Raw genomic sequence first — 19358 nt, 5'->3', positions numbered from 1 at the left:
ACGCGCCCGTCAACTGCGTGCTGGTGCCGGCGCAGCACGGGGTGCGAGGTCGCGCCGGTGCTGGGCTCGGCCACTTCGTCGCGCGGCGGGATCGCCGGGGGCTGGCCGGTGCTCTGCGCCTGCCCGGTCAGTTGTGTGCCGGGCGCCACATGGTGGTCACCACGTGGCCGGAGGTCAGGGTGATCGTGTCGCGGGCTGCGAAGCCGACGTCGGCATACCGCTTGTTGTTCGCCGGGTTGCACGACTCCAGGTAGGCGGGCGCGCCGAGGGCGTCGATGCGTGCCAGGTTCTCTGTCAGCAGGCCCATCCCCAGGCCGTGGCCGCGGTGGTCGCTGTGCGTGGCGAGCAGGCTCAGGTAGAAGTGCGGCTCGCTCGGATGTGCCTCCTCCAGCTTGCCGAGGATCCCCAGAATGCCGTCGGCGACCGATCGGTCGGTGATGTGGACCAGGAACTCCTCGAAACTGCGTTCTTCCTCGGACGTCAACTCGCTTCCGCCCGGCGGGATCCACAGGGCTGCGGACTCGACGTTCTCGGTCACCAGCATCCAGGGATAGCGCAGCGACGACGTGACGAGCAGCCGCCACAACGCCGATGCCTGCTCCGCGCGACGGTCGAGGTTCGGGAACGCGGGCCCCCACATCGGGTCGTCGAAGAACGCGGTGGTCATGGCGGCGACGATCGCGTCGAGGTCCGTGGGCGTCGCCTCCCGCGCGGGCACAGGAGTGGGACGGTCGTGAGCGATCGTGGAATGGTCCGTGTGCATCGGTACCCCAGGTCTGGTTCCGTCGTGAACGCCTCGGTTCAGCGAAGCTCTCCGCGCCCGGATACGTCAAGGTTCTGGGCGTGCTGCCCGGCGCTCGGCGTGGAAGCGGATTCGAGGCGCTCCGGTCGCGGTTCGCGATGTCGCAACTGTGCCCGAGCGTTCCTGCACCGTCAAGCGATTCGGTTGCGACATCGCTGTACTGCTGCTGATTTCGTCGTGAATGACTCGATGGGGTGCCGATTCCGCTGGCGATGGAGATGGGCCCGGGCTTCGCCGTGCCGGGCGTCCCGGAAAGCTCTTCAAAGAAATCCGGGAGCGGTGTCGGATCGGGGCGGTGGTGTTCGTAGCAGGGGTGAGGCCGTCCACAAGGGGTGGCGCCAGGGCAGGGGAGCCGCGATCATGAAGCTGACGACCATGACTCAGGTCACCATCGACGGACGAGACCAGGACGTTCATCACGCAGACCTACCAGCGCGCGAGGCGTTCCTGATCGGCCGGCGCACCTACAGTTGTTCGCCGGCTCCTGGGGATCCATCGACCAGATGCGTGCACATCCCCTCGGCGCGGCCTTGAACGAGGCCCCCAGGTATCTCGACCTGGTCGAGTCGCGGGTCGACTCGAACGGCGTGTCGATCCAGGTCTACCGGCCGGCCGGGCGCCCGCGGTAGGCAACGGCCTGAAGTCCCTGACCACCGAACCACGCTGTCGTGAAACCACGGGAGATGATCTTCAGATGCAGTACCTGGTTTCCGTGATCGATGACAAGAGCAATCCCGGCAGCACGGACAGGCGTCCTGCCATCAGCGCGTTCAACGAACGGCTGATCGCCGAGGGCTACTGGGTCTTCGCGGGCGGACTCGCGGACACCGACGCGGCCACGGTCGTCGACAACCGGGGCGAGCAGGCGGTGTTCAGCGACGGGCCGTTCGTGGAGTCGAAGGAGTATCTCGCCGGCGTCTGGGTGTGGGAGGCCCCCGATCTGGATGTCGCACTCAAGCTCGCCGCCGAGGCGTCGAAGGTCTGCGATCGGAAGATCGAGGTGCGGCCGTTCCAGTGAGCGACGTCGAGGAGGCGATCACCCGGGCCCACCACGAGGAGTGGGCGCGGGTGGTCGCGTCCCTGACCAGGCGTTTCGGTGACCTCGACATCGCCGAGGAGGCGGCGGCCGAGGCGTTCGCGGCCGCCGTCCAGCGGTGGCCGGCCGACGGTGTACCCCCCAACCCCGGCGCCTGGCTGACCACCACCGCCAACCGCAAGGCCATCGACCGGCTCCGCCGCGAGAACAAGCGCGACGACAAGCACAGGCAGGCTTGGATGGTGTACGACGACGGCCCACCCGAGCCTGTCGGCGCCATCGACGACGACCGGCTGCGGCTGATCTTCACCTGCTGTCACCCGGCGCTGGCGATGCAGACCCGCCTGGCGCTGACGCTGCGCCTGGTCGGCGGTCTGACCGTGCCCGAGATCGCCCGCGCCTACCTGGTGGCCGAGACCGCCGTGGAGCGGCGGATCACCCGCGCGAAGGCCAAGATCAAGGCGGCCCGCATCCCCTATCGGGTGCCGTCCGTGGAGGATCTCCCGGCACGCGTGTCCGGCGTACTCGCCGTCCTGTTCCTGGTGTTCAACGAGGGCTACCTGGCGACCGGCCCCGACACCGATCCCGTACGTCACGACCTGACGGCCGAGGCGATCCGGCTCACCCGCCTGATCCGTGTCCTGCTGCCGGAGGACGGTGAGGTGGCCGGGCTGCTGGCGCTGATGCTGCTCACCGAGGCCCGCCGCACCGCCCGGGTCTCGGCCGGCGGCGAACTGGTCGCCCTCGACGAGCAGGACCGTGGGGCCTGGGACGCGGCGCTGATCGCCGAGGGGCACCGGCTGGTGCGCGAGCGCCTCGCCGCTGCCGCCGCCGGCGAGGCTCCGGGCCGCTACCAGATCCTCGCCGCGATCAACGCGGTGCACACCTCCGCCCGCGACATCCGCGACACCGACTGGTCGCAGGTCCTCGCCCTCTACGACCAGCTCGTCCGCCTCGACCCCTCCCCGATCATCGCCCTCAACCGGGCCATCGCGGTCGCCGAACTCGACGGCCCGCAGGTGGCACTGGCGGCCGTCGACCGTCTTGGGGACAGGCTGGCCGGCTACCACGCCTACCACGCCTACCACGCCACCCGCGCCGACCTGCTGCGCCGGCTGGGCCACAGTCAGCAGTCACGCGCGGCCTACGACCAAGCCATCGCACTGGCGGGCAACACCGCCGAGACCGCCTACCTGACCCGCCGCCGCGACCAACTGCGATAGCGCCCACCGATCCCGACCAAAACCCGCGCGCAGCGGATCCGTCCACCTCGGCCGGCCCCATGGCTGTCGGTGGGGGTCCGTGAAGGCCGGTGCTGTCGGATCGCGGTGCCCGGGCGGTTCGGTGAATCAGGCCCGGTTCACTGTGCGGTAGGCGACGGCTCGTACCACAGGCTTGCCATCGGGGAGCGCGTGGTCCAGCCCAGCGAGGTGTAGAGGGCTTGTCCTTCGCGTGAGCCGACCAGGACGCCCGTCGTCGCGCCGGCCTGGTACGCGGTGTTCTGCAAGGTGCGCAGTACCAGGGCGCCGAGGCCCTTGCGCCGGTGCTCGGCGGCGGTCTCGACCTGGTCGACCACGGCATGGGCGCCGGTGTGGGCGATCTGCCCGCGGGCACAGAAGTGGCCGTCGAGTGTGCGGACCAGCGCCCGGGTGACGCCGCCCCGGCTCCAGCTGGTGAGCGTGTAGCCGGCCGGTACCTCGGGGCGGCCCGGCGAAAGGTGGCAGGTCATCAGGAATGCGGGCGCGTCGAGCCGCCAGCCCGGCCCGACCCAGGGCAGGACCGCCTCGTCCTCGACGAACAGCTTCAGCCACGTCCCGGGCGCGCTGGTCGCAGCGGCGATCTTGCGCACGTCGGACTCGACGGGCCGGGGCAGCACGTGCCGCGCGACATGCTGTGCCTGCCCGACGACGATCGTCCACCCCCACGGCTCCTCGATCGGGTCCGAGCCGCCACGGGAGACGACCCAGCCGTCGATCCAGTTCCGCACAAGTTCGCTGATCCCGGTATCCGGCATCGCCACCCCCGAATGGTAATAGGTGATATTGCTAAGAGAATATTACTAGGTGGGAGTGGAGCTTGACCACAGCCGGCGGTGAGGTCGGGGGCGGGCCCACTGACGCGGCGGGATCCGCCACGGCGGCTCGTACCTTCCGTGCCCGAGAACAGTAATGACGCCCCGTGACCTGGCACGACGCGCTGGCCGCGCCGCCGAACGCACCGTGACCGCCCGGGCCTCGCAGGCCGCACCACGTCTTCGTCGACCAGGCATCACGGTCGTCGGCGCCCTTCAGCCGCCGCGACAGATCAGGCCGACCACATCCCGGACGACACCTCGCCAACGGCCCCACCCGTGTGAAACTTGCAGGTAGGGATGGTGATGCCATGAGCGAAGAGAGCGCACACTACTGGCAGCATCCCGCGCTGCCGGGCGTCGATCTGCTGCGCGCTCACTACGTGCGGCACAGCTTCGGCAAGCACACCCACGACGGCTACGTCCTCGCCTCCATCACCGCCGGCGTCGAGGCCTTTCAGTACCGGGGCGGACTGGAGGTCGCGCCCGCAGGCAGCGTGGCGTTGGTGGAGCCGGGCCGTGTGCACACCGGCCACGCCGGTGTCCCCGACGGTTGGAGCTACCAGGTCCTCTATCCGAACGCGGCGCAGCTGGAGGCCGTCGCGGCCGAGCTGGGCGCGAGCCCGGGCGCACCGGGTTTCGCGACGGCCGTCGTCCACGATGACGAGCTGACCAGGCTGGTGCAGCAGACCCATCGGGCTGCCGAGCAGAACCAGGCGCTGGCGGCGAGCACCTTCCTCCGGCTCGCGCTGGTGCGGGCCGTGCGCCGGCACTCCTCCCAGCCACTGGTTCGGGAGATCCCTGCTGACGGCCTGGGCGCGGCGACGGCGGCGCGCGATCTGCTGGTGTCGAGGCTGGACGCGCCGCCCACGCTGGAGCAACTGGCCGAGGCCGTCGGGGCCCGGCCGTTCCCGCTGCTGCGGGCCTTTCGCACGACGTACGGGCTGCCCCCGCACGCCTGGCTCACCCAGGAGCGCGTGCGCACCGCGCGCGGCCTGCTCGACGCGGGTGGCGCGCCCGCGGACGTGGCGCTGGCCGTGGGCTTCGTCGACCAGGCCCATCTGACCAGGCATTTCCGGCGCATCCTGGGTGTTCCGCCCGGGGCGTACCGGCGGGCGCGCAAGAACGTACAAGAAACGGCCGGTCGATCACCCGCAGCATGAGCGTATGACCGCTCTGCAGCACGACAGGCCCGATGGTGAGACCGCGGCTCCCCCCTCTCCGGAGCCGCCGGCCCGGCCCGGCGGCCGCCCCGACCGGGCCGTGATCCGGGACTCGCTCGGCGTCGGGCTCACGGTCGGTGTGTCCGGTGTCGCGTTCGGAATCGCCGGCACGGCGGCGCACCTCACGGTGTGGCAGACCTGCGCGCTGAGCCTGTTCGTCTTCACCGGCGCCTCGCAGTTCGCGCTCATCGGCTCCCTGGCGGCGGGTGCGGCGCCCCTCGCCGCGATCGTGGGCGCGCTCTTCCTCGGCGTGCGCAACAGCTTCTACGGGCTGCGACTCGGCGAGCGACTGCAACTTCCCCGCTGGACACGACCGTTCGCCGCACAGGTGGTGATCGACGAGACCGCCGCCGTGGCGCTGGTCCAGCCGGACCGGCGCTCGGCGCGGCTGGGATTCACGGTGACCGGCGTGACCCTCTACCTGGTCTGGAACGCGACGACGCTGGCGGGCGCGGTAGGCGCCGGCGCGCTGGGCGATCCCTCCCGCTATGGGCTGGACGTCGCGGGACCGGCGGTCTTCCTGGCCCTGCTCGCGCCGCGACTGCGCGAGGGCGGTGAGGAGCGCGCTGTCGGCCTGCTCGGCGCGGTACTGGCGCTGGCGGCGGTGCCGCTGCTGCCGACCGGCGTGCCGGTGCTGGTCGCGCTTGCGGCGGTGCCCGCGGTGGCCCTGCTGCGCCCGGCGCGGCGGCGTGGCCGGAGCGAGGAGACGACGGAGGAGAGCGGCCGATGAGCACGGTAGGGATGGCGGTTCTCGGTACGGCCGCGGGCTGCTACGCCCTGAAGCTGCTCGGCCTGTCGGTGCCGGCGGGGCTCCTGGACCGCCCGCTGATACGGCGCTTCGCCGCGCTGGCGCCCATCGCGCTCCTGGCCGCGCTGACCGCCCTGCAGACCTTCGGGCACGGCGCCCACGGCCTCACCGTCGACGCCCGGGCGGCGGGCCTGGCCGCGGCAGGACTCGGGGCGTGGCGGCGCGCTCCGTTCCTGGTCGTAGTACTCCTCGCGGTCCTGGTGACCGCCGGCGTCCGAGCGCTGAGCTGACCCCACAGGCCGAACGGCCGCCCGCGGGGACGGCCCCTGCCGGTCCGTACCGCGGCACTGTGACGTGGATGGTGCAACCCGCTACTGGCACGGTGAACATCACGGCCTCCAAGGGGGTTTGGCGCCGCGCCGGTCCGGGACGGGAGCCGGATGGGCAGGCGGTTCGGTCATGCCCGGCGTCGTCCTGCGTAGGCCCGCCGGTCCCGAACCCCGGCGCGCAGCCGGAACAGCACGCGGGGTGAGCACTCCCAGCCGCCCCCAGCAGTAGCTCCCGGCCCGGGCGATGATGCAGGGGCGCACGGAGGCGCGGCGTCACTCCGGGCTGCCGCCGGACGATGCTTGACCTTGCGACCGAGGGTGCACGGAAGTGGAGAAGTCGGTACATGGTGCGGTGCGACGGCGACGAGCTTCGTTCCTCCTTCGACGACGCGTTCTGCGCACTGCTCTCCCGCCTGTATCGTCGGGCGGCCATGCTGGCCGGGGCGCACGCCGCCGAGGACGCGGTCCACGAGGTCTACCTGAAGCTCGCCGCCGCGCCGCAGCGGCTGTTGACGCACCCGCAGCCCTACGCCTATGCGTTCTCCGCACTGGTGAGCGTGGTGCGCGACGAGTACCGCCGCGGCGGCAGGCGGGCGCTCACGGCCGAGTTGGCCCAGACGTCCGCCGCACTCGCCGACTGGGACGGCGGGGTCGAGGAACGCACCGCCGAGCTTGAGGCGGTACGTCTGCTCGGCAGGTTGACCGTGCGTCAAGCCGCCACCGTGATCCTGGTGGACCTGGACGGCTACACCATCGACCAGGCCGCCGAGATACTGGGACTGCACCGCGGCACGGTCTCCCGCTCCCGCGCCCGGGCGCTGGACAAGCTGCGGAAGTGCGTCGGTGATCGCCGGTCGTGGACTACGGAAGGGCAGGGCGACTATGCGCCGCACGGCCGGGCGTGACGAAACGGCTTCCGTGCTGCGGGAGCGGCTGCGCGCCGCGGATGAGCAGATCGCGCTTCCGCCCGGGCTGTGGGAGCGCATCCAGACATCGTCGGCCCAGGACGCGCGTCCCGCGCGGGTCCGGGAGCCGCTGCCGCGCCGCAGGCCGTTCGGCGGCGCCGTCGGCGCGGCGGCCCTGGTGTTCACGGTCTGTGCGATCGCCGCCGGGGGGTGGTGGCTGGAGCGCCCGGCGAGCAGGCCCGACATGGCCGCCGGCGGCCCGCCCGTCCCCACGCTCACGGTCTACAACGCTCAGGCCCCCTGCCGGCCGCTGCGCACGATGGAGTGCGCACTCGGGTTGGCGCTGGACCCCTACGCCCCGTACTCGGGAGCCAACGCGGCCGGCAAGGTCTGGCACGGCGACCTGGTCCAGGCGCAGTGCGTCGTCACGGACGGCACGCTGGTGGAGGACGAGAGCGGTATCACCTCCACCCGCTGGTACCTGGTCTCCACCTCCGGCGGTACCCGCGGCTGGCTGCCGGGCGTGCGAACCCGCAACACGATCGACATCCGCACCTGCACACCGGCCGAGGCAAGCGTCCGCTGATGCGCTCCCGGCGTCCGCGGATCGCCGCTCGGAAAAAACCCCACGAAAAACTCCACACAGACGTCATACAGGAAGTCCACAGCATTCGTGTAGAGAGCAGATGGACGCGGGCGTGGCCCGGGTCCCAGCGCATCGAATGAGTGGAGGACACATGAGGATGCGTCAGAAGTTCGTCGGGGCAGCCGCCGCGCTGCTGCTCTCGCTCGGCAGCGCCGCCTTCGGAATGGTCGCGGCCCCGGCGGCGCACGCCGCCGCCTCGGACTGCGAGAACGGCGCCAACGGGTTCGTCGACATCTCCGACAACGCCAGCGGCACGGTGGAGCGCTCGGTGACCCATGACGCGGACACCATCTCGCTGCAGTCGGCGGGCGGGCGCGGCTTCGCCAAGATCGAGGGCAACACCATCAACAACGTCGAATCGGTGTGGATGGACTGGACCCAGAACGGTGGTTCCACCTGGCTCCAGTGCGGTCCCTTCGTGGTGAACCACGGCAACGGCACCTCGAAGACCAGTGCCGCGCAGCTGGAGAGCAGCAGCAGCCAGTGGCAGTTCCGCGCCTGCGGCTACACCGCGGACGCCGTGATCACCTGCACCGCCTGGTGGTGATCTGAGCAGGCGATGCGGGCACGGCCGCCCCCGTGGGGGCAGTGCGGGCGGCCGTGCCTGCTTCGTCCCTGTCGTGGTCGCGGAGAGAGAGGGCAGACGCACTCACTGGCGCTGCCGGCGCTCTCCACAGGAACGGGGCCGTGCTGCCGGCCGCGGATGTGGCCCTGGGACGTGTCGGCGCGCGAATCCCACCGAGCGGGGAGATGACAGCGTCGGCCGAGCCGTGCAGACTGGGTGCCCGCCCAGCTCGGAACTGTGCATGTCAGTGCTGTGCTCGGTGGGTACAGTGGTCTGAGCCGTGGTCCGTCGCAGGGGGAGCCCCGTATGTCCCGCACTATCTCCGCCCTGGTCGGTGAGCCGGTGTCGCAGCTGAACGCGGAGGTCACCAGCGCCGGTGCCGGTCTCGCACCGACCGGTGATCCGGGAGCGGTCCGCGTCGCGACGGACCGCGCGGTGGGCGCGGCCGCTGCCGTGGCGGTCCTGGACGACGCCGACCTGCTCTGTGAGCCGGCTCACGACCGGCGGGCACTGTCGCGGGCCGGGGAGGCGCTTCGCTCGGCCCGGAGTGCCGCCCTCGCCCTGGCCGCCCCGGGTGGGAATGTCGAGGGCATCGATGCGGTCATTCGCGTGGTCGCCGCAGCGTTGGACGCCGGGCGCGCGCCGTCGAGCTGAGCCCTTGCGGACGCGGAGTGGGGCGTCGACCGGGCTGCCCTGGAAATCGCTGCTCCGACCGGCATGATCTCTGCCGAAGGGGTCCGCCCCCACTCACTGGTACGGCCGGCCGGTCACGCCCCGCTCGGTCTCACGCGGTACCCCTGTCAGCGCCTCGCTACCCTCAAGCGCCTCGGCTTCCGCCGCCGGACTGCGGATCTCGCGAGCGGCATCGAGCGCCTGTCGATAGGTGGCCAAAGCCCTGGCCGGGTCCTGCAGGTCGACCAGTACGCGGGCCGTGCTGTTGAGGATGGTGTTCCTCCTGTGTTGTCGACAACGGTGGTGAGACTCTCCGGGCCGAGGGCTATTCGATGCCGAAGCTGTTCACCCTGTCCGGGTGGATGCGGATGAATGCATCGCCGAATCCCGGTCCGAAGTGCGCGCCTCCGGTCGGGATCGCCTCGGCGCGGCCGCGGATCTCCAGCATGCGCGGGGTCCATGGATCGGTCGACACGAGGTCGTCGACCACGATCGCCGCCCAGCCGTTGGCCTGTACGTCCCGGTACTTCTTGGTGGTCGCCACATGGTGACCACCGGTATCGATCGTGCCGAGTTCCGCGTTGTAGCGGAACGAGGTCGGCGCGACGTGCGGCTTGTGGTCGGCGCCGGCGGTGGCCAGCCGGCCCAGCATCTGGCTTCCGAGGTACGCGATCTGTGCGGCAGTCAGTTCGGTCATGCCCCCAGTAGACAGCGGAGCCCCGGTACCGGTCACGCGACACGGCCGGACCTTCCGGCAGGCCGTGCGCGTCGCACCCGCCGCACGCGGCCCGACCGGCGTGGATCGCGTCAGGTCAGCCGGGGCATGACCTGGTCGGCGATGAGCTCCAGGTGGTCCAGGTCGTCGAGGTCCAGGATCTGCAGGTAGATCCTGGAACTGCCGGTCTCGGCGTACCGGCCGATCTTCTCGACGACCTCGGCGGGCGTTCCGGCCAGGCCGTTCTCCTTGAGCTCCGCGACCTCACGGCCGATCGCCGAGGCCCGGCGCGCGACCTCGGCGTCGTCGCGGCCCACGCAGGCGACCAGGGCGTTGCTGTACCTGAGGGAGTCCGCCGCGCGGCCGCGGGCCTCGGCGGCCGCGCGGACCCGCGTGATCTGGGCCGCAGTGTCGGCGACGGAGACGAAAGGGAGGTTGAACTCGTCGGCGAAGCGCGCCGCCAGTTCAGGCGTCCGCTTCGCGCCCATGCCGCCCACCAGTACCGGGATCCGCTGCTGCGCGGGCTTGGGCAGGGCGGGGGAGTCCTCGATCTGGTAGTAGCGGCCCTTGAAGTCGAAGGTCTCGCCGAGGCGGGTCTGCCACAGCCCGGTGACGATGGCCAGTTGCTCCTCCAGCCTGCCGAACCTGGCGGCCGGGAAGGGGATGCCGTAGGCCGTGTGTTCCGCCCCGTACCAGCCCGTGCCGAGACCCAGCTCGACCCGGCCACCGCTCATCTGGTCGACCTGTGCGACCTGGATGGCGAGCAAGCCGGGGAGCCGGAAGGTCGCGGCGGTCATCAGGGTGCCCAGGCGGATGGTGGAGGTCTCCCTGGCCAGTCCCGCCAGGGTGATCCAGGCGTCGGTGGGGCCCGGTATGCCGTCCACGTCGCCCATCTTCAGGTAGTGGTCCGAGCGGAAGAAGGCGTCGTAGCCCAGTTCCTCGGTGGCCTTGGCCACCCGGAGCAGCGTGTCGTAGCTCGCGCCCTGCTGGGGCTCGGTGAAGATGCGGAGATCCATGCGGGCCACGGTACGTCAGCCCGGGACCGGCCCGGAGGCGGACGCGCGGTCGGTTACGGCGAGCCGGATCGAGACTCCCGCCGATGGCGGCCGGTCGAGAAAAGGCCGTCGCAGGGCCGTGGGGCCCGCCGTCACGATCACCCGGCTGGTTGCCCGTTGCCGACCCACGCTCCCAGGGTGGCGGCGTCGGGGCTTGCGGGCTCGGCGGTGCCGACGAGGAGGTACTGGCCGGGGGCGTCCTGTACCTCGAAGGTCTGGTAGGTGAGGGTCAGCCGTCCCGCCTGCGGATGGTTGAAGGTCTTGGTCCTGCTGCCCAGGCGGGCGACGTCCTGAAGTCGCCACAGTTCCGCGAACTCCTCGCTCTCGGCGAGCAGGTCGTCGACCAGGGCGGTGGTTCGGGGGTCGTCCGGCTGGTGGCCGTGGGCCAGCCGCAGTGCGGCGACGGTGTCGCGGGCCACGGAGTGCCAGTCGGCGAAAAGATGCCGGGCCGCCGGGTCGCAGAACAGTGAACGGGCCATGCCGCGCCGGTCCGCCAGCGGGGAGAGCAGGGCGTCGGCGAGGGCGTTCGAGGCGAGGACGTCCAGGCGCCGGTTGATCACATAGGCCACCGCTGTGGGGAAGGAGTCCACCAGCCGCAGCAGTTCCGGTGCGACGCGCTCCTCGTCCGCGGAGGGTGCTTCGGGCCTCGGTACGAGTCCGGCCAGGCGGTAGGCGTGCCAGCAGGCGTCGGCATCCAGGTGCAGGGCCCGGGCGAGGGCGTCGACCACCTGGCCGGAGGGATGCCGTTCGCGGCCCTGCTCCAGACGGGCGTAGTAGTCGGCGCTCACTCCGGCCAGGACGGCGACCTCCTCGCGCCGCAGCCCGCTGACCCGCCGGCCCTGCGAGCGGGGAAAGCCCGCGTCGGCGGGGCTGAGGCGGGAACGGCGCGCCAGTAGGAATTGCCCCAGTTCGTTACCGCTCATGGTGGGCTCGTACGCCGCGGGTTCCTGGGAGCGGGGCACCCAGGAAGACCCGTCCTGCCGCCTGCGAACGATCGGACACATGCTGGAAGGGCCGGCCGGTGCACCACGCGGCCGTCGACATGGCGCAACCACATACAGCGCCACCAAGCACGCGGTGCGGGCCCTGTCCGAGGGCCTGCGCCAGGAGAGCCGGGAGCTGCGGGTCACCGTGATCAGTCCGGGGCTGACCCGGAGCGAGCTGACCTGGGGCATCGCCGACCACGGTGTCAGGGACGCGGTGGAGGGGCAGATGGGCATCGCGATCCCCGCCGCCGCGATCGGCGAGGCCGTCCACTACGTCATCAGCCAGCCCGCCGAGGCGGACGTCAACGAGCTGGTCGTCCGACCCACGGCCCAGGGATGAAAGGCAGTACCGATGGTGACCGAACAGCAGGTACGTGCCTGGGTGGAGGGCTATGTGCGGGCCTGGACCAGCAACAGCAGGAAGGACATCACCGCGCTGTTCACCCCGCAGGCCGAGTACCACGAGCGCCCCTACGAGACCGACTGGGTGGGCCGTGAGGCGATCGTCGAGGGCTGGATCGGCCGCGCGGCCTGGCAGGAGGGCGGCTGGCACTTCGACTGGTCCATCCTGGCCGTCAACGGGGACACCGCAGCGATCGAGGGCACCGGCCGCTACAAGGAACTGGGTACTTTCGCCAACCTCTGGACGGTGACCTTCGACAAGAACGGCAGGTGCACCGTCTTCCGCATGTGGAACAACCAGGTCTGATCCCGGATCACTGGACCGGGCCACCCATGTCGTTGCCCGATCTGCTCGTTGGGCTAAGGATGACTCCTAACAGAATGCGCGCCCACATAGGCTCTTGGTCGTGTGACAAGGCATCTGGCGTGGCCTTCCACGGGTCACGGTGTCGGTGTCCTGAGCTCCACGGATGCCGTGGTGAACCGCCGCCAGACAGGTGCCACGAAGAGGTCGGGGGTGGCGTTGCCATCGGGTTCGACACCCAGGAAGCGCCAGAAGTCGAAGATTGCTCCGGCATCCAGACGCGCCCACCGGCGCGGTGAACTACTACTTCTACAAGTGGCGCGACGACGGCACCGACCAGACCATCCACGACCTGCTGCGCTATCAGGTCCGGGAGAAGAGAGGCCCGCCCACTCGGCCTTCTGGATATCAACTGACCAGCACAGGACTTTTCGAGAGCCCTGGGTTCGGCATCACCACCTGAACTTCTGTGTGGGATCGGTGCCGTTACAGGCCCGCAACGACAGTCCCTTGGCAGAGGACAGGCATAGCCTCGTCGCTGTGTTCTCGATCGTGCCGTCGGCGTTGAAGATCCATTGTTGGGACGGGACGGTCGGCCCGCTGTTGCCGTTCGGGTCCGGGCCGAGGCACTTTTCCACGACGATCCCGTTCGGGTCAGGTTGGTCGTATTTGACGGCTTCTACACTGGCGGTTTCCAGGCACAGCCCGATGGATTCGAGCGAGCCGTCGTCGTTGCGTGTCCACCACTCGCTGTCGTCGTACGGCTGCATGTGACTGTCGAACCGGCACGTCGCCATGGTGGCGGCGGCGAGGCTGTTGAGGCACCGGCCGCCGCTGCCGATCATCTGCCCGTGGTCTTGGGTGTTGTTCGGGTTGATGCCGGATGTCCGCGTCGGCGTCGGGCTGTGGGTCGTCCTCGGCAGGTCCAGGCCGGCGCTGGTTGGCGAGGTCGGCGCCCAATCCACCAGCGCCAGTGCCAGAACCACGACCGGCACCAGAACCGCGACGGTGACGGCAGCAACGACTTTCCACCGGTCTTGCGGTCCGATCCCATCCGGCCGCCACCACGGCGCCGCGTTCTGCCCGATCCAGGCTGCGATCGTCAGCAAAGACACGGCGATGAAGATCACGAGGCCGGGTCCGAGCCGCACGGGGCTCACCATCAACATGATGGTGCCGACAACCGCGATGGCTGCTTCGACGGTCGTCAGAACATGGGCGATGACGCGCAGACGGCGACTGCGCTGGGTCTTGAGCATGATGACAGACAGCGGGACCAGCGCCGCCAAGCCGACCAGCATCGCCAGCGGCCCGCCACCTACTCTTCCGGGGCCATCGCGCATCACGCGACCCAGCTCGGACCAGGCCGTGTAGTTCGGTTCGTCCGGCTGGTACACCTCCGGCAGGAACATGCACAGAACGGTCAGCGGCAGCCCTGTCATGGGAACGGCCCGTATCGAAGACCACCACGGCCGGATCGTTGTCGTCTTGACGGGATGGCCCGGGTTCGCGCTGGATGCCTCCAGGATGTCGCCGATCCCGGCCGGTATCTCAGCAGTTTGTGTCGTTGCCGCCGGGTCTCCCGCCAGCATTCTGAGAGCTCTCGCGGCGTCCGGCCGCGCCTGCGGGTCCCGGTCCAGCAGCGCCGCCAGAAGTGCTGTCAGCCTCCCGGCCCGCGCCGGGACCGGCAGCGGCTTGAAGGCGACGTTGCTCATCGTGGCCGTCGGCGTCTCCCCCCGGAAGGCCGAGATTCCCTCCACCGCTTCGAACAGCGTCGCCCCCAGCGACCACATGTCCACGGCCGGGGCGTCAGGCTTGCCGTCGAAGCGCTCGGGCGCCAGATAATCCAAGGTGCCGATGAACGATCCGGTGGCGGTGAGTTTGGTGTCGGCGTGGTTCTTGGCGATGCCGAAGTCGGCAAGCAGAACGCCGCCGCCGCGGTCGATCATGATGTTGGCGGGCTTGATGTCGCGGTGGATGATCCCGGCCGCATGGGCCGCCGCCAGCGCCGACAGGACACCGGCAGCGATCCCGACCACGTCCTCGACGGGCAGTGCGCCACGGGTCTGAAGTTCTTCGGCCAGGGACCGGCCGTCGACCAGCCGCATCACCATCCACGGCCGGCCGCCGTCTTCGACGACGTCGTGGACGGCGACGATGTTGGGGTGCTCCCGCAGCGCGGCGGCGTTGCGGGCTTCTGCCAGGGCTCTGAGCCCGGCCCCGTCGTTGTCGGCGTGGATCGCCTTCACCGCGACGTCGATGTTCAGGGTCTCGTCATGGGCTTTCCAGACCTGCCCCTGGCCTCCGCCGCCGAGGTGTTCGAGCAGCCGGTATCTGCCCGCGATCAGTCCGTCCACACGCCAGCCCCGCCCCCAAGTTGGATCGACTGTCGAAGAGTAGCGAAGGAAACGGAGATGGTGGTACGTGAGGTAGTAAACCAATTCAGCTTTTCGGTTGGTGTGAGCAGGCCGGTTGGGGATCTGGAGGGACTACGGCTGTGGCAGCACGCGCCAGCTGTCGAGTCGCCGACGTCCGATGGCGCAAGGTGTGCTCGACCACAGGCAATAGCGGATCGAGCCGCTGCCAGTTCCGCCCTCGGCCTCTCATCGCCAGCATGTGCTCTTCGGCGTGGGCGACTCGCCCTCCTCTGCCGGCAACGACCGTGGGGACATGCCATCGTCCCGAAGCAGGGAACCTTCATTCTGTCCGTAAGGAGCCGACGCGATGGCCCATCCCTACGAAGTCAACGATCCGTACGAGACCGGGTACCTCGACACCGGTGACGGCAATCAGATCTACTACGAGGTCTACGGAAACCCCGACGGCAAGCCCGCCGTGATCGTCCACGGCGGGCCGGGATCAGGGATGCCCAGAGGGTCGAAGCGCCAGTTCGACCCGGACGTGTGGCGCATCATCCAGTACGACCAGCGGAACTGCGGGAAGAGCACGCCGCACGCGAGCGACCCGGCCGCGGACATGGGCGTCAACACCACGGAACATTTGCTGGCGGACATGGAGCGACTGCGGCTCCACCTCGGTGTCGAGCGCTGGATGATGTTTGGCGGATCGTGGGGCTCGACGCTGGTCCTCGCCTATGCCGAGCGTCATCCCGAGCGTGTCTCGGAGATCCTGATGCCCAGCGCCATGCTGGCGGATCGGGAAGCGGTCGATTGGCTGTACCGAGGTGTCGGACGCATCTTTCCCGAGGCCTGGGACAGGTTCCGGGAAGGCGTTCCAGCTGACGAACGCGACGGGGATCTCGTCCTCGCCTACTCGCGGCTGATGGAGAATCCTGACTTCGAGGTCCGCGCCAAGGCCGCAGTCGACTGGCTGACGTGGGAGGACACGGTCATCTCCCTGGAGGCCAACGGCTCTCCGTTCATCAACCGTGCCGACGACGCCCAGATCGCCTTCGTCAGGCTGTGCGCCCATATCTTCGGCCACCACGCGTGGTTGGAGGAAGGTGCCCTGATCCGCGACGCGGGACGGCTGGCGGGCATCCCCGGCGTTGTCATTCAGGGCCGTCAGGATCTGAGTTGCCCGGTCCGTCCGGTCTGGGATCTCGTGCAGAACTGGCCGGACGCGCGACTTGTCGTCGTCGAGGACGCCGGACACACAGGCAGCCTGACGTTCCGTGACGAGCTAAGCAAAGCGATCAAGGAGTTTGCCGGTCGGCCCTAGGCTCTCGACAACCGACGTGCCGGCAGGCTTGCGCGGTGCCCCGATCTGGGTGGTCTGTGCTGAAGAGGGATCACTTACCCGGAGCGGGAACGCCCCCAGGGCCTGGCCGTCCAGTGCCCGCGATCGGCCCCGGTGGCGGGCAGGCTCGCGGGCACAGGGGACTCAGTGGTCCGGGAGCGTGTACGCGGCGCGGATGCCGCCGTAGACGGGGAGTTCGGAGGCGGTCAGGTAACCCGGGTCCGGGCCGGCGAGGTAGGTGGCCGCGGCCGCGATCTCGTCGAGGGTGGCGAATTGGCCCATCGGGATGTGGGCGAAGCGCCGTCGAGTCTCCTCTTCCCCCATCCGATCGAACATGGCACGGGTCTCCGGGGCTTCGACCGGGCCCAGAGCCAGGGTGTTCACGCGGATGCCACGCCGTGCCAGCTGCGTGCCCAGGTCGCGCCCGAGCTGGGTCACCGCGGCCTTGAGATCCGCCCGCTCAGCCGCCCCCGGTCCTTGCTGCTCCGGCCCACGGCCGCCCCTCTCGTCGTTCCCGCTCATTGCCGCCAGTGTCCGTCCCCCCCCGACAGTCCCTGCCCGCGATGGGCTCGGCGGACCCGCGACCTGATCGCCAGCGTGTCGGAAGACGGGGGCGCGACGCTCCGGAGGAGTGAGATCGCGGGGTGACCGGTGGAACGCGCGCGGGCCGAGCGGGGCGACGTAAAGGCTTCCTTGACGAGAGGAGGGCGTAAAGGCATCCTTGACACGTGACCGATTCGCCGATGCCTCTCGCGGGCCTGGCCGCCCGACTCACCGAACAGGCCTCCGCCCTGGCCGGCTCCCTTGGCAGCCCGGTGGCTCAACCGGCCTATCTCGACCTCGTCCGACTCGCCCAGGACGTCGACGTCCTGGCCGAGCAGGTGCTGAAGCTGTGCGTGCAGCAGTGCCGCGATGCCGGGCATACCTGGCAGCAGATCGGAGACCTGCTCGGAGTCACCCGCCAGGCCGCGTTCCAGCGGTTCGGCAAGCCCATCGACCCGAGAACGGGAGAACCCATGGACAAGACCGTGCGCATGGCGGACGCCGCCGCCCGTGCCGCCGAGATCGCGGCCGCCGTCCTCGACGGCCGCATGGACGAAGCCCGCCAGTCGTTCAACGGCGAGGTGCTGGCGGCGTTCACCGACGAGGTCCGCCTCAACGGCCTGGCCACGGTCGCCGGTCTGGTCGGCGCGTTCGAGGGTTTCGGCGAGGGCGAGCCGTTCGTCCGCCGTATCGGCGACCACACGGTCGTCGACATCCCGCTGCGCTACGAGGCCGGCGACATGAAGGCCCGCGTCGCATTCGACACGGACGAGAAGGTCGCCGGCATCTTCATCCTCGCTCCCGAGACCCCGTGAACCGCCGCACCGCTCTCCAGGACAACTGGTGGAACGTCAGGAAGGGCAGTTGAGCATGGCCATGGTCACTTACGACGACGGCAGGATCCTCTGCGACGACCAGGGGATCACCATCCGCCGCTACTACCCATGGGGGTCCAAAAGGATCCGCCATGCCTCGATCAGGGGCGTTGAGACGCTTCCCCTGACCGGCGTGAACAGGGTGCGCAGGTGGCGCATCTGGGGCTCGGGGGACCTCGTCCACTGGTGGAACTTCGATCCCAGCCGGCCGAAGAAGGGCATGGCACTCGTGCTCGACGTCGGCCACTGGATTCGCCCCAGCATCACACCGGATGACGCGGACGCCGTCGCCCGCATCATCACCGAGGGGCAGGAGCGATGGGGTGGTACGTCACCACGCTGATTCCTGTGGCGCTCCTCCGGGACGGGCGGGTCAAGGTTTGGTAATGGTTTTCATCTGGCGTGATGTCTGTCCGCAGACCTGTCCTGCCCAAGGAGATTCGCGCCATGAACGCCATACCGTCGTCCCGTATCGCCGGGCACAGAGTCCTTCGGTTCGCCGGTGCCGTGGGCTGGTTCATGGTGCTGCGCCGGCAGACCTTCGCCGCACACACCCTGTCCATGGTGGCCTTCCCCGGCGCGGCCTTCGCCACCCTCGCCGGGTTCAGCCTCAGCCTCGGCTACTTCGGCTTCTGCGTCGCCGCGGCCCTGGCCATCGCCGCGCTCCAGCGCGGCGGGCAGGGCGGCGGTGCGGGGAGTCCGCCGCAACCGGGGTGGTGCAGGCGTTCCTGCTCGCCTGAGGCTATCTCTTCATGGCCCTCTACAAGGGCCTGCTGGAGGGCCCGCAGGCGCTGCTGTTCGGCAGCTTCCTCGGGATCACCACAGGCCAGGTGGCGGTCCTGGCCGTCGCCGCCGGGGTCGTGCTGGCGGTCCTGGGCGTGATCGGGCGTCCGCTGCTGTTCGCCGCGGTCGACCCGCAGGTCGCCGCCGGACGCGGGGGCCGGTGCGGCTGCTGTCGACGGTGTTCCTGGTCCTGCTGGGAGCGGCGACCGCCGAGGCCGCCCAGATCACCGGGGCGCTGCTGGTGTTCGCGCTGATGGTGCTGCCCGCCGCCACCGCCCAGGTGCTCACCGCCCGCCCCGGGCTCAGCCTGGCGCTGACGGTGCTGATCGGCTTCGCCGTCGCCTGGCTGCTGCTGCGGCACCCACGGCACCCTTCACCGGCGGGTGTAGTGGGCGATGATCACGCCCTTGGTGGTGGTGACGCTGCCGGTGAGCTCGAATTCGGTCAGCGGGGCGGGGCCCTCGAACAGGCGCGTGCCGGTGCCCAGGGTGAGCGGGTGGATCAGCAGCGTGTAGTTGTCGACCAGGCCGGCCGAGTGCAGGTCGCGGACCAGCGCCACGCTGCCGATGATCGTCAGATCGTTGCCCGGCTCGGCCTTGAGCGAGGCCACCGTTTCGCTGGCCTCGCCGGGCAGCAGGATCGAGTTCTGCCAGGCATCGGCGTTCTCCAGTGTCCTGGACACGACGTACTTCGTGGCCGCGTTCATGTGCGTGGTGAACGGGTTCCCGTCGGTGGCGTTGCCCCAGGCGGTGATGAAGTCCGTCCAGGTCCGGTGTCCGAACAGCATGTCCGTGGGCTTGGCCATGCCCTTGCCCATCTCACGGCCCATCACCTCGTCGTTGTACCCTCCGCCCCAGCCCCCGTGGGTGAAGCCACCGCGGGTGTCCTCGTCCGCACGGCCCAGGCCCTGGACGACCCCGTCGAGGGTGATGGACAACGTGGCGTTGATCGAGCGCATGACGTGCTCCCATGCTTCTGCGGACCGCTCGTCCGCGGCCC

At 70.0% G+C, this 19358-nt stretch carries 23 protein-coding genes and 4 pseudogenes; 19 read left to right on the top strand and 8 right to left on the bottom strand.

Going from position 1 to position 19358, the window contains the following annotated elements:
- Positions 1–127 precede the first annotated feature (127 nt).
- Complete coding sequence (locus ABH925_RS15655; protein WP_370148294.1) at positions 128–763, bottom strand: GNAT family N-acetyltransferase; 636 nt, start codon at positions 761–763, stop codon at positions 128–130.
- Positions 764–1305: 542 nt separating this feature from the next.
- On the opposite strand from ABH925_RS15655, the gene ABH925_RS15650 reads away from it, so the two are divergent.
- The 3 genes from ABH925_RS15650 (at position 1306) to ABH925_RS15640 (ending at position 3061) form a co-directional block, all read left to right on the top strand.
- Complete coding sequence (locus tag ABH925_RS15650) at positions 1306–1431, top strand: hypothetical protein (protein WP_370148293.1); 126 nt, start codon at positions 1306–1308, stop codon at positions 1429–1431.
- A 65-nt stretch (positions 1432–1496) separates the two neighbouring features.
- Positions 1497–1820: a YciI family protein gene (locus ABH925_RS15645; protein WP_370148291.1), complete on the top strand. Its 324-nt coding sequence runs from the start codon at positions 1497–1499 to the stop codon at positions 1818–1820.
- Complete coding sequence (locus tag ABH925_RS15640) at positions 1817–3061, top strand: RNA polymerase sigma factor (RefSeq protein ID WP_370148289.1); 1245 nt, start codon at positions 1817–1819, stop codon at positions 3059–3061. The genes ABH925_RS15645 and ABH925_RS15640 overlap by 4 nt, the downstream gene beginning before the upstream one ends.
- 137 nt (positions 3062–3198) lie before the next feature.
- Here ABH925_RS15640 and ABH925_RS15635 read toward each other — a convergent pair whose 3' ends face one another.
- Positions 3199–3852, bottom strand: coding sequence for a GNAT family N-acetyltransferase (locus ABH925_RS15635; RefSeq protein WP_370148317.1), 654 nt, complete (start codon positions 3850–3852; stop codon positions 3199–3201).
- A 368-nt stretch (positions 3853–4220) separates the two neighbouring features.
- On the opposite strand from ABH925_RS15635, the gene ABH925_RS15630 reads away from it, so the two are divergent.
- From ABH925_RS15630 to ABH925_RS15600, 7 genes are all read left to right on the top strand, one after another.
- On the top strand, positions 4221–5072 hold the full coding sequence (locus ABH925_RS15630) for an AraC family transcriptional regulator (protein ID WP_370148288.1): 852 nt from the start codon (positions 4221–4223) through the stop codon (positions 5070–5072).
- Between the two features lie 4 nt (positions 5073–5076).
- On the top strand, positions 5077–5862 hold the full coding sequence (locus ABH925_RS15625) for an AzlC family ABC transporter permease (protein WP_370148286.1): 786 nt from the start codon (positions 5077–5079) through the stop codon (positions 5860–5862).
- A complete protein-coding gene (locus ABH925_RS15620; protein ID WP_370148283.1) occupies positions 5859–6170 on the top strand; it encodes an AzlD domain-containing protein in 312 nt (103 codons plus the stop codon). Before ABH925_RS15625 ends, ABH925_RS15620 begins: the two co-directional genes overlap by 4 nt.
- Positions 6171–6553: 383 nt before the next feature.
- Positions 6554–7114, top strand: coding sequence for an RNA polymerase sigma factor (locus tag ABH925_RS15615; RefSeq protein ID WP_370148281.1), 561 nt, complete (start codon positions 6554–6556; stop codon positions 7112–7114).
- Entirely contained in the window at positions 7092–7700 is a 609-nt protein-coding gene (locus ABH925_RS15610; RefSeq protein ID WP_370148279.1) for a hypothetical protein, read from the top strand. Before ABH925_RS15615 ends, ABH925_RS15610 begins: the two co-directional genes overlap by 23 nt.
- Before the next feature lie 151 nt (positions 7701–7851).
- Entirely contained in the window at positions 7852–8307 is a 456-nt protein-coding gene (locus tag ABH925_RS15605) for a hypothetical protein (protein WP_370148278.1), read from the top strand.
- A 324-nt stretch (positions 8308–8631) separates the two neighbouring features.
- Positions 8632–8979 carry a hypothetical protein gene (locus tag ABH925_RS15600; RefSeq protein WP_370148276.1) on the top strand — a complete coding sequence of 116 codons (348 nt, stop codon included), beginning with the start codon at positions 8632–8634 and terminating at the stop codon, positions 8977–8979.
- Positions 8980–9322: 343 nt separating this feature from the next.
- Here the strand turns inward: ABH925_RS15600 and ABH925_RS15595 are convergent, their stop codons facing one another.
- From ABH925_RS15595 to ABH925_RS15585, 3 genes are all read right to left on the bottom strand, one after another.
- Complete coding sequence (locus tag ABH925_RS15595; RefSeq protein ID WP_370148274.1) at positions 9323–9694, bottom strand: PPOX class F420-dependent oxidoreductase; 372 nt, start codon at positions 9692–9694, stop codon at positions 9323–9325.
- Positions 9695–9804: 110 nt separating this feature from the next.
- On the bottom strand, positions 9805–10728 hold the full coding sequence (locus ABH925_RS15590) for an LLM class F420-dependent oxidoreductase (RefSeq protein ID WP_370148272.1): 924 nt from the start codon (positions 10726–10728) through the stop codon (positions 9805–9807).
- 137 nt (positions 10729–10865) lie between these two features.
- Positions 10866–11690, bottom strand: a complete 825-nt coding sequence (locus ABH925_RS15585) for a helix-turn-helix domain-containing protein (RefSeq protein WP_370148271.1) — start codon at positions 11688–11690, stop codon at positions 10866–10868.
- 124 nt (positions 11691–11814) lie between these two features.
- Here ABH925_RS15585 and ABH925_RS15580 point away from each other — a divergent pair.
- From ABH925_RS15580 to ABH925_RS15570, 3 genes and pseudogenes are all read left to right on the top strand, one after another.
- A pseudogene (locus tag ABH925_RS15580) lies at positions 11815–12093 on the top strand (SDR family oxidoreductase); the annotation flags it as partial.
- Between the two features lie 12 nt (positions 12094–12105).
- Positions 12106–12462: a nuclear transport factor 2 family protein gene (locus ABH925_RS15575; protein ID WP_370148269.1), complete on the top strand. Its 357-nt coding sequence runs from the start codon at positions 12106–12108 to the stop codon at positions 12460–12462.
- Positions 12463–12721: 259 nt separating this feature from the next.
- Complete coding sequence (locus ABH925_RS15570; RefSeq protein ID WP_370148267.1) at positions 12722–12922, top strand: hypothetical protein; 201 nt, start codon at positions 12722–12724, stop codon at positions 12920–12922.
- Here the strand turns inward: ABH925_RS15570 and ABH925_RS15565 are convergent.
- Positions 12912–14816 carry a protein kinase gene (locus ABH925_RS15565; RefSeq protein ID WP_370148265.1) on the bottom strand — a complete coding sequence of 635 codons (1905 nt, stop codon included), beginning with the start codon at positions 14814–14816 and terminating at the stop codon, positions 12912–12914. The genes ABH925_RS15570 and ABH925_RS15565 overlap by 11 nt on opposite strands.
- Before the next feature lie 367 nt (positions 14817–15183).
- Between ABH925_RS15565 and pip the strand changes: the two genes are divergently transcribed.
- The gene (gene pip / locus ABH925_RS15560) at positions 15184–16140 is read left to right on the top strand and encodes a prolyl aminopeptidase (protein WP_370148263.1); all 957 of its coding nucleotides are present in this window, start codon (positions 15184–15186) and stop codon (positions 16138–16140) included.
- A gap of 162 nt (positions 16141–16302) precedes the next feature.
- Here the strand turns inward: pip and ABH925_RS15555 are convergent, their stop codons facing one another.
- Positions 16303–16680, bottom strand: a complete 378-nt coding sequence (locus ABH925_RS15555; RefSeq protein ID WP_370148262.1) for an SDR family oxidoreductase — start codon at positions 16678–16680, stop codon at positions 16303–16305.
- Positions 16681–16886: 206 nt separating this feature from the next.
- On the opposite strand from ABH925_RS15555, the gene ABH925_RS15550 reads away from it, so the two are divergent.
- The 5 genes and pseudogenes from ABH925_RS15550 to ABH925_RS15530 form a co-directional block, all read left to right on the top strand.
- Positions 16887–17516, top strand: a complete 630-nt coding sequence (locus ABH925_RS15550; RefSeq protein ID WP_370148260.1) for a DUF3887 domain-containing protein — start codon at positions 16887–16889, stop codon at positions 17514–17516.
- A gap of 28 nt (positions 17517–17544) precedes the next feature.
- Positions 17545–17919: a hypothetical protein gene (locus ABH925_RS15545; RefSeq protein ID WP_370148258.1), complete on the top strand. Its 375-nt coding sequence runs from the start codon at positions 17545–17547 to the stop codon at positions 17917–17919.
- A gap of 62 nt (positions 17920–17981) precedes the next feature.
- Positions 17982–18188, top strand: a pseudogene (locus ABH925_RS15540) (metal ABC transporter permease); the annotation flags it as partial.
- 140 nt (positions 18189–18328) lie between these two features.
- Positions 18329–18454 (top strand): annotated as a pseudogene (locus ABH925_RS15535) (metal ABC transporter permease); the annotation flags it as partial.
- A 65-nt stretch (positions 18455–18519) separates the two neighbouring features.
- Positions 18520–18636, top strand: a pseudogene (locus tag ABH925_RS15530) (metal ABC transporter permease); the annotation flags it as partial.
- Between the two features lie 96 nt (positions 18637–18732).
- Here the strand turns inward: ABH925_RS15530 and ABH925_RS15525 are convergent.
- Complete coding sequence (locus ABH925_RS15525; protein WP_370148255.1) at positions 18733–19317, bottom strand: dihydrofolate reductase family protein; 585 nt, start codon at positions 19315–19317, stop codon at positions 18733–18735.
- Positions 19318–19358: the final 41 nt, after the last annotated feature.

Origin of the sequence: Streptacidiphilus sp. EB129 (assembly GCF_041262645.1) — a bacterium.
GTDB lineage: Bacteria > Actinomycetota > Actinomycetes > Streptomycetales > Streptomycetaceae > Streptacidiphilus.
This window is presented reverse-complemented; position numbering and strand designations above follow the sequence as displayed.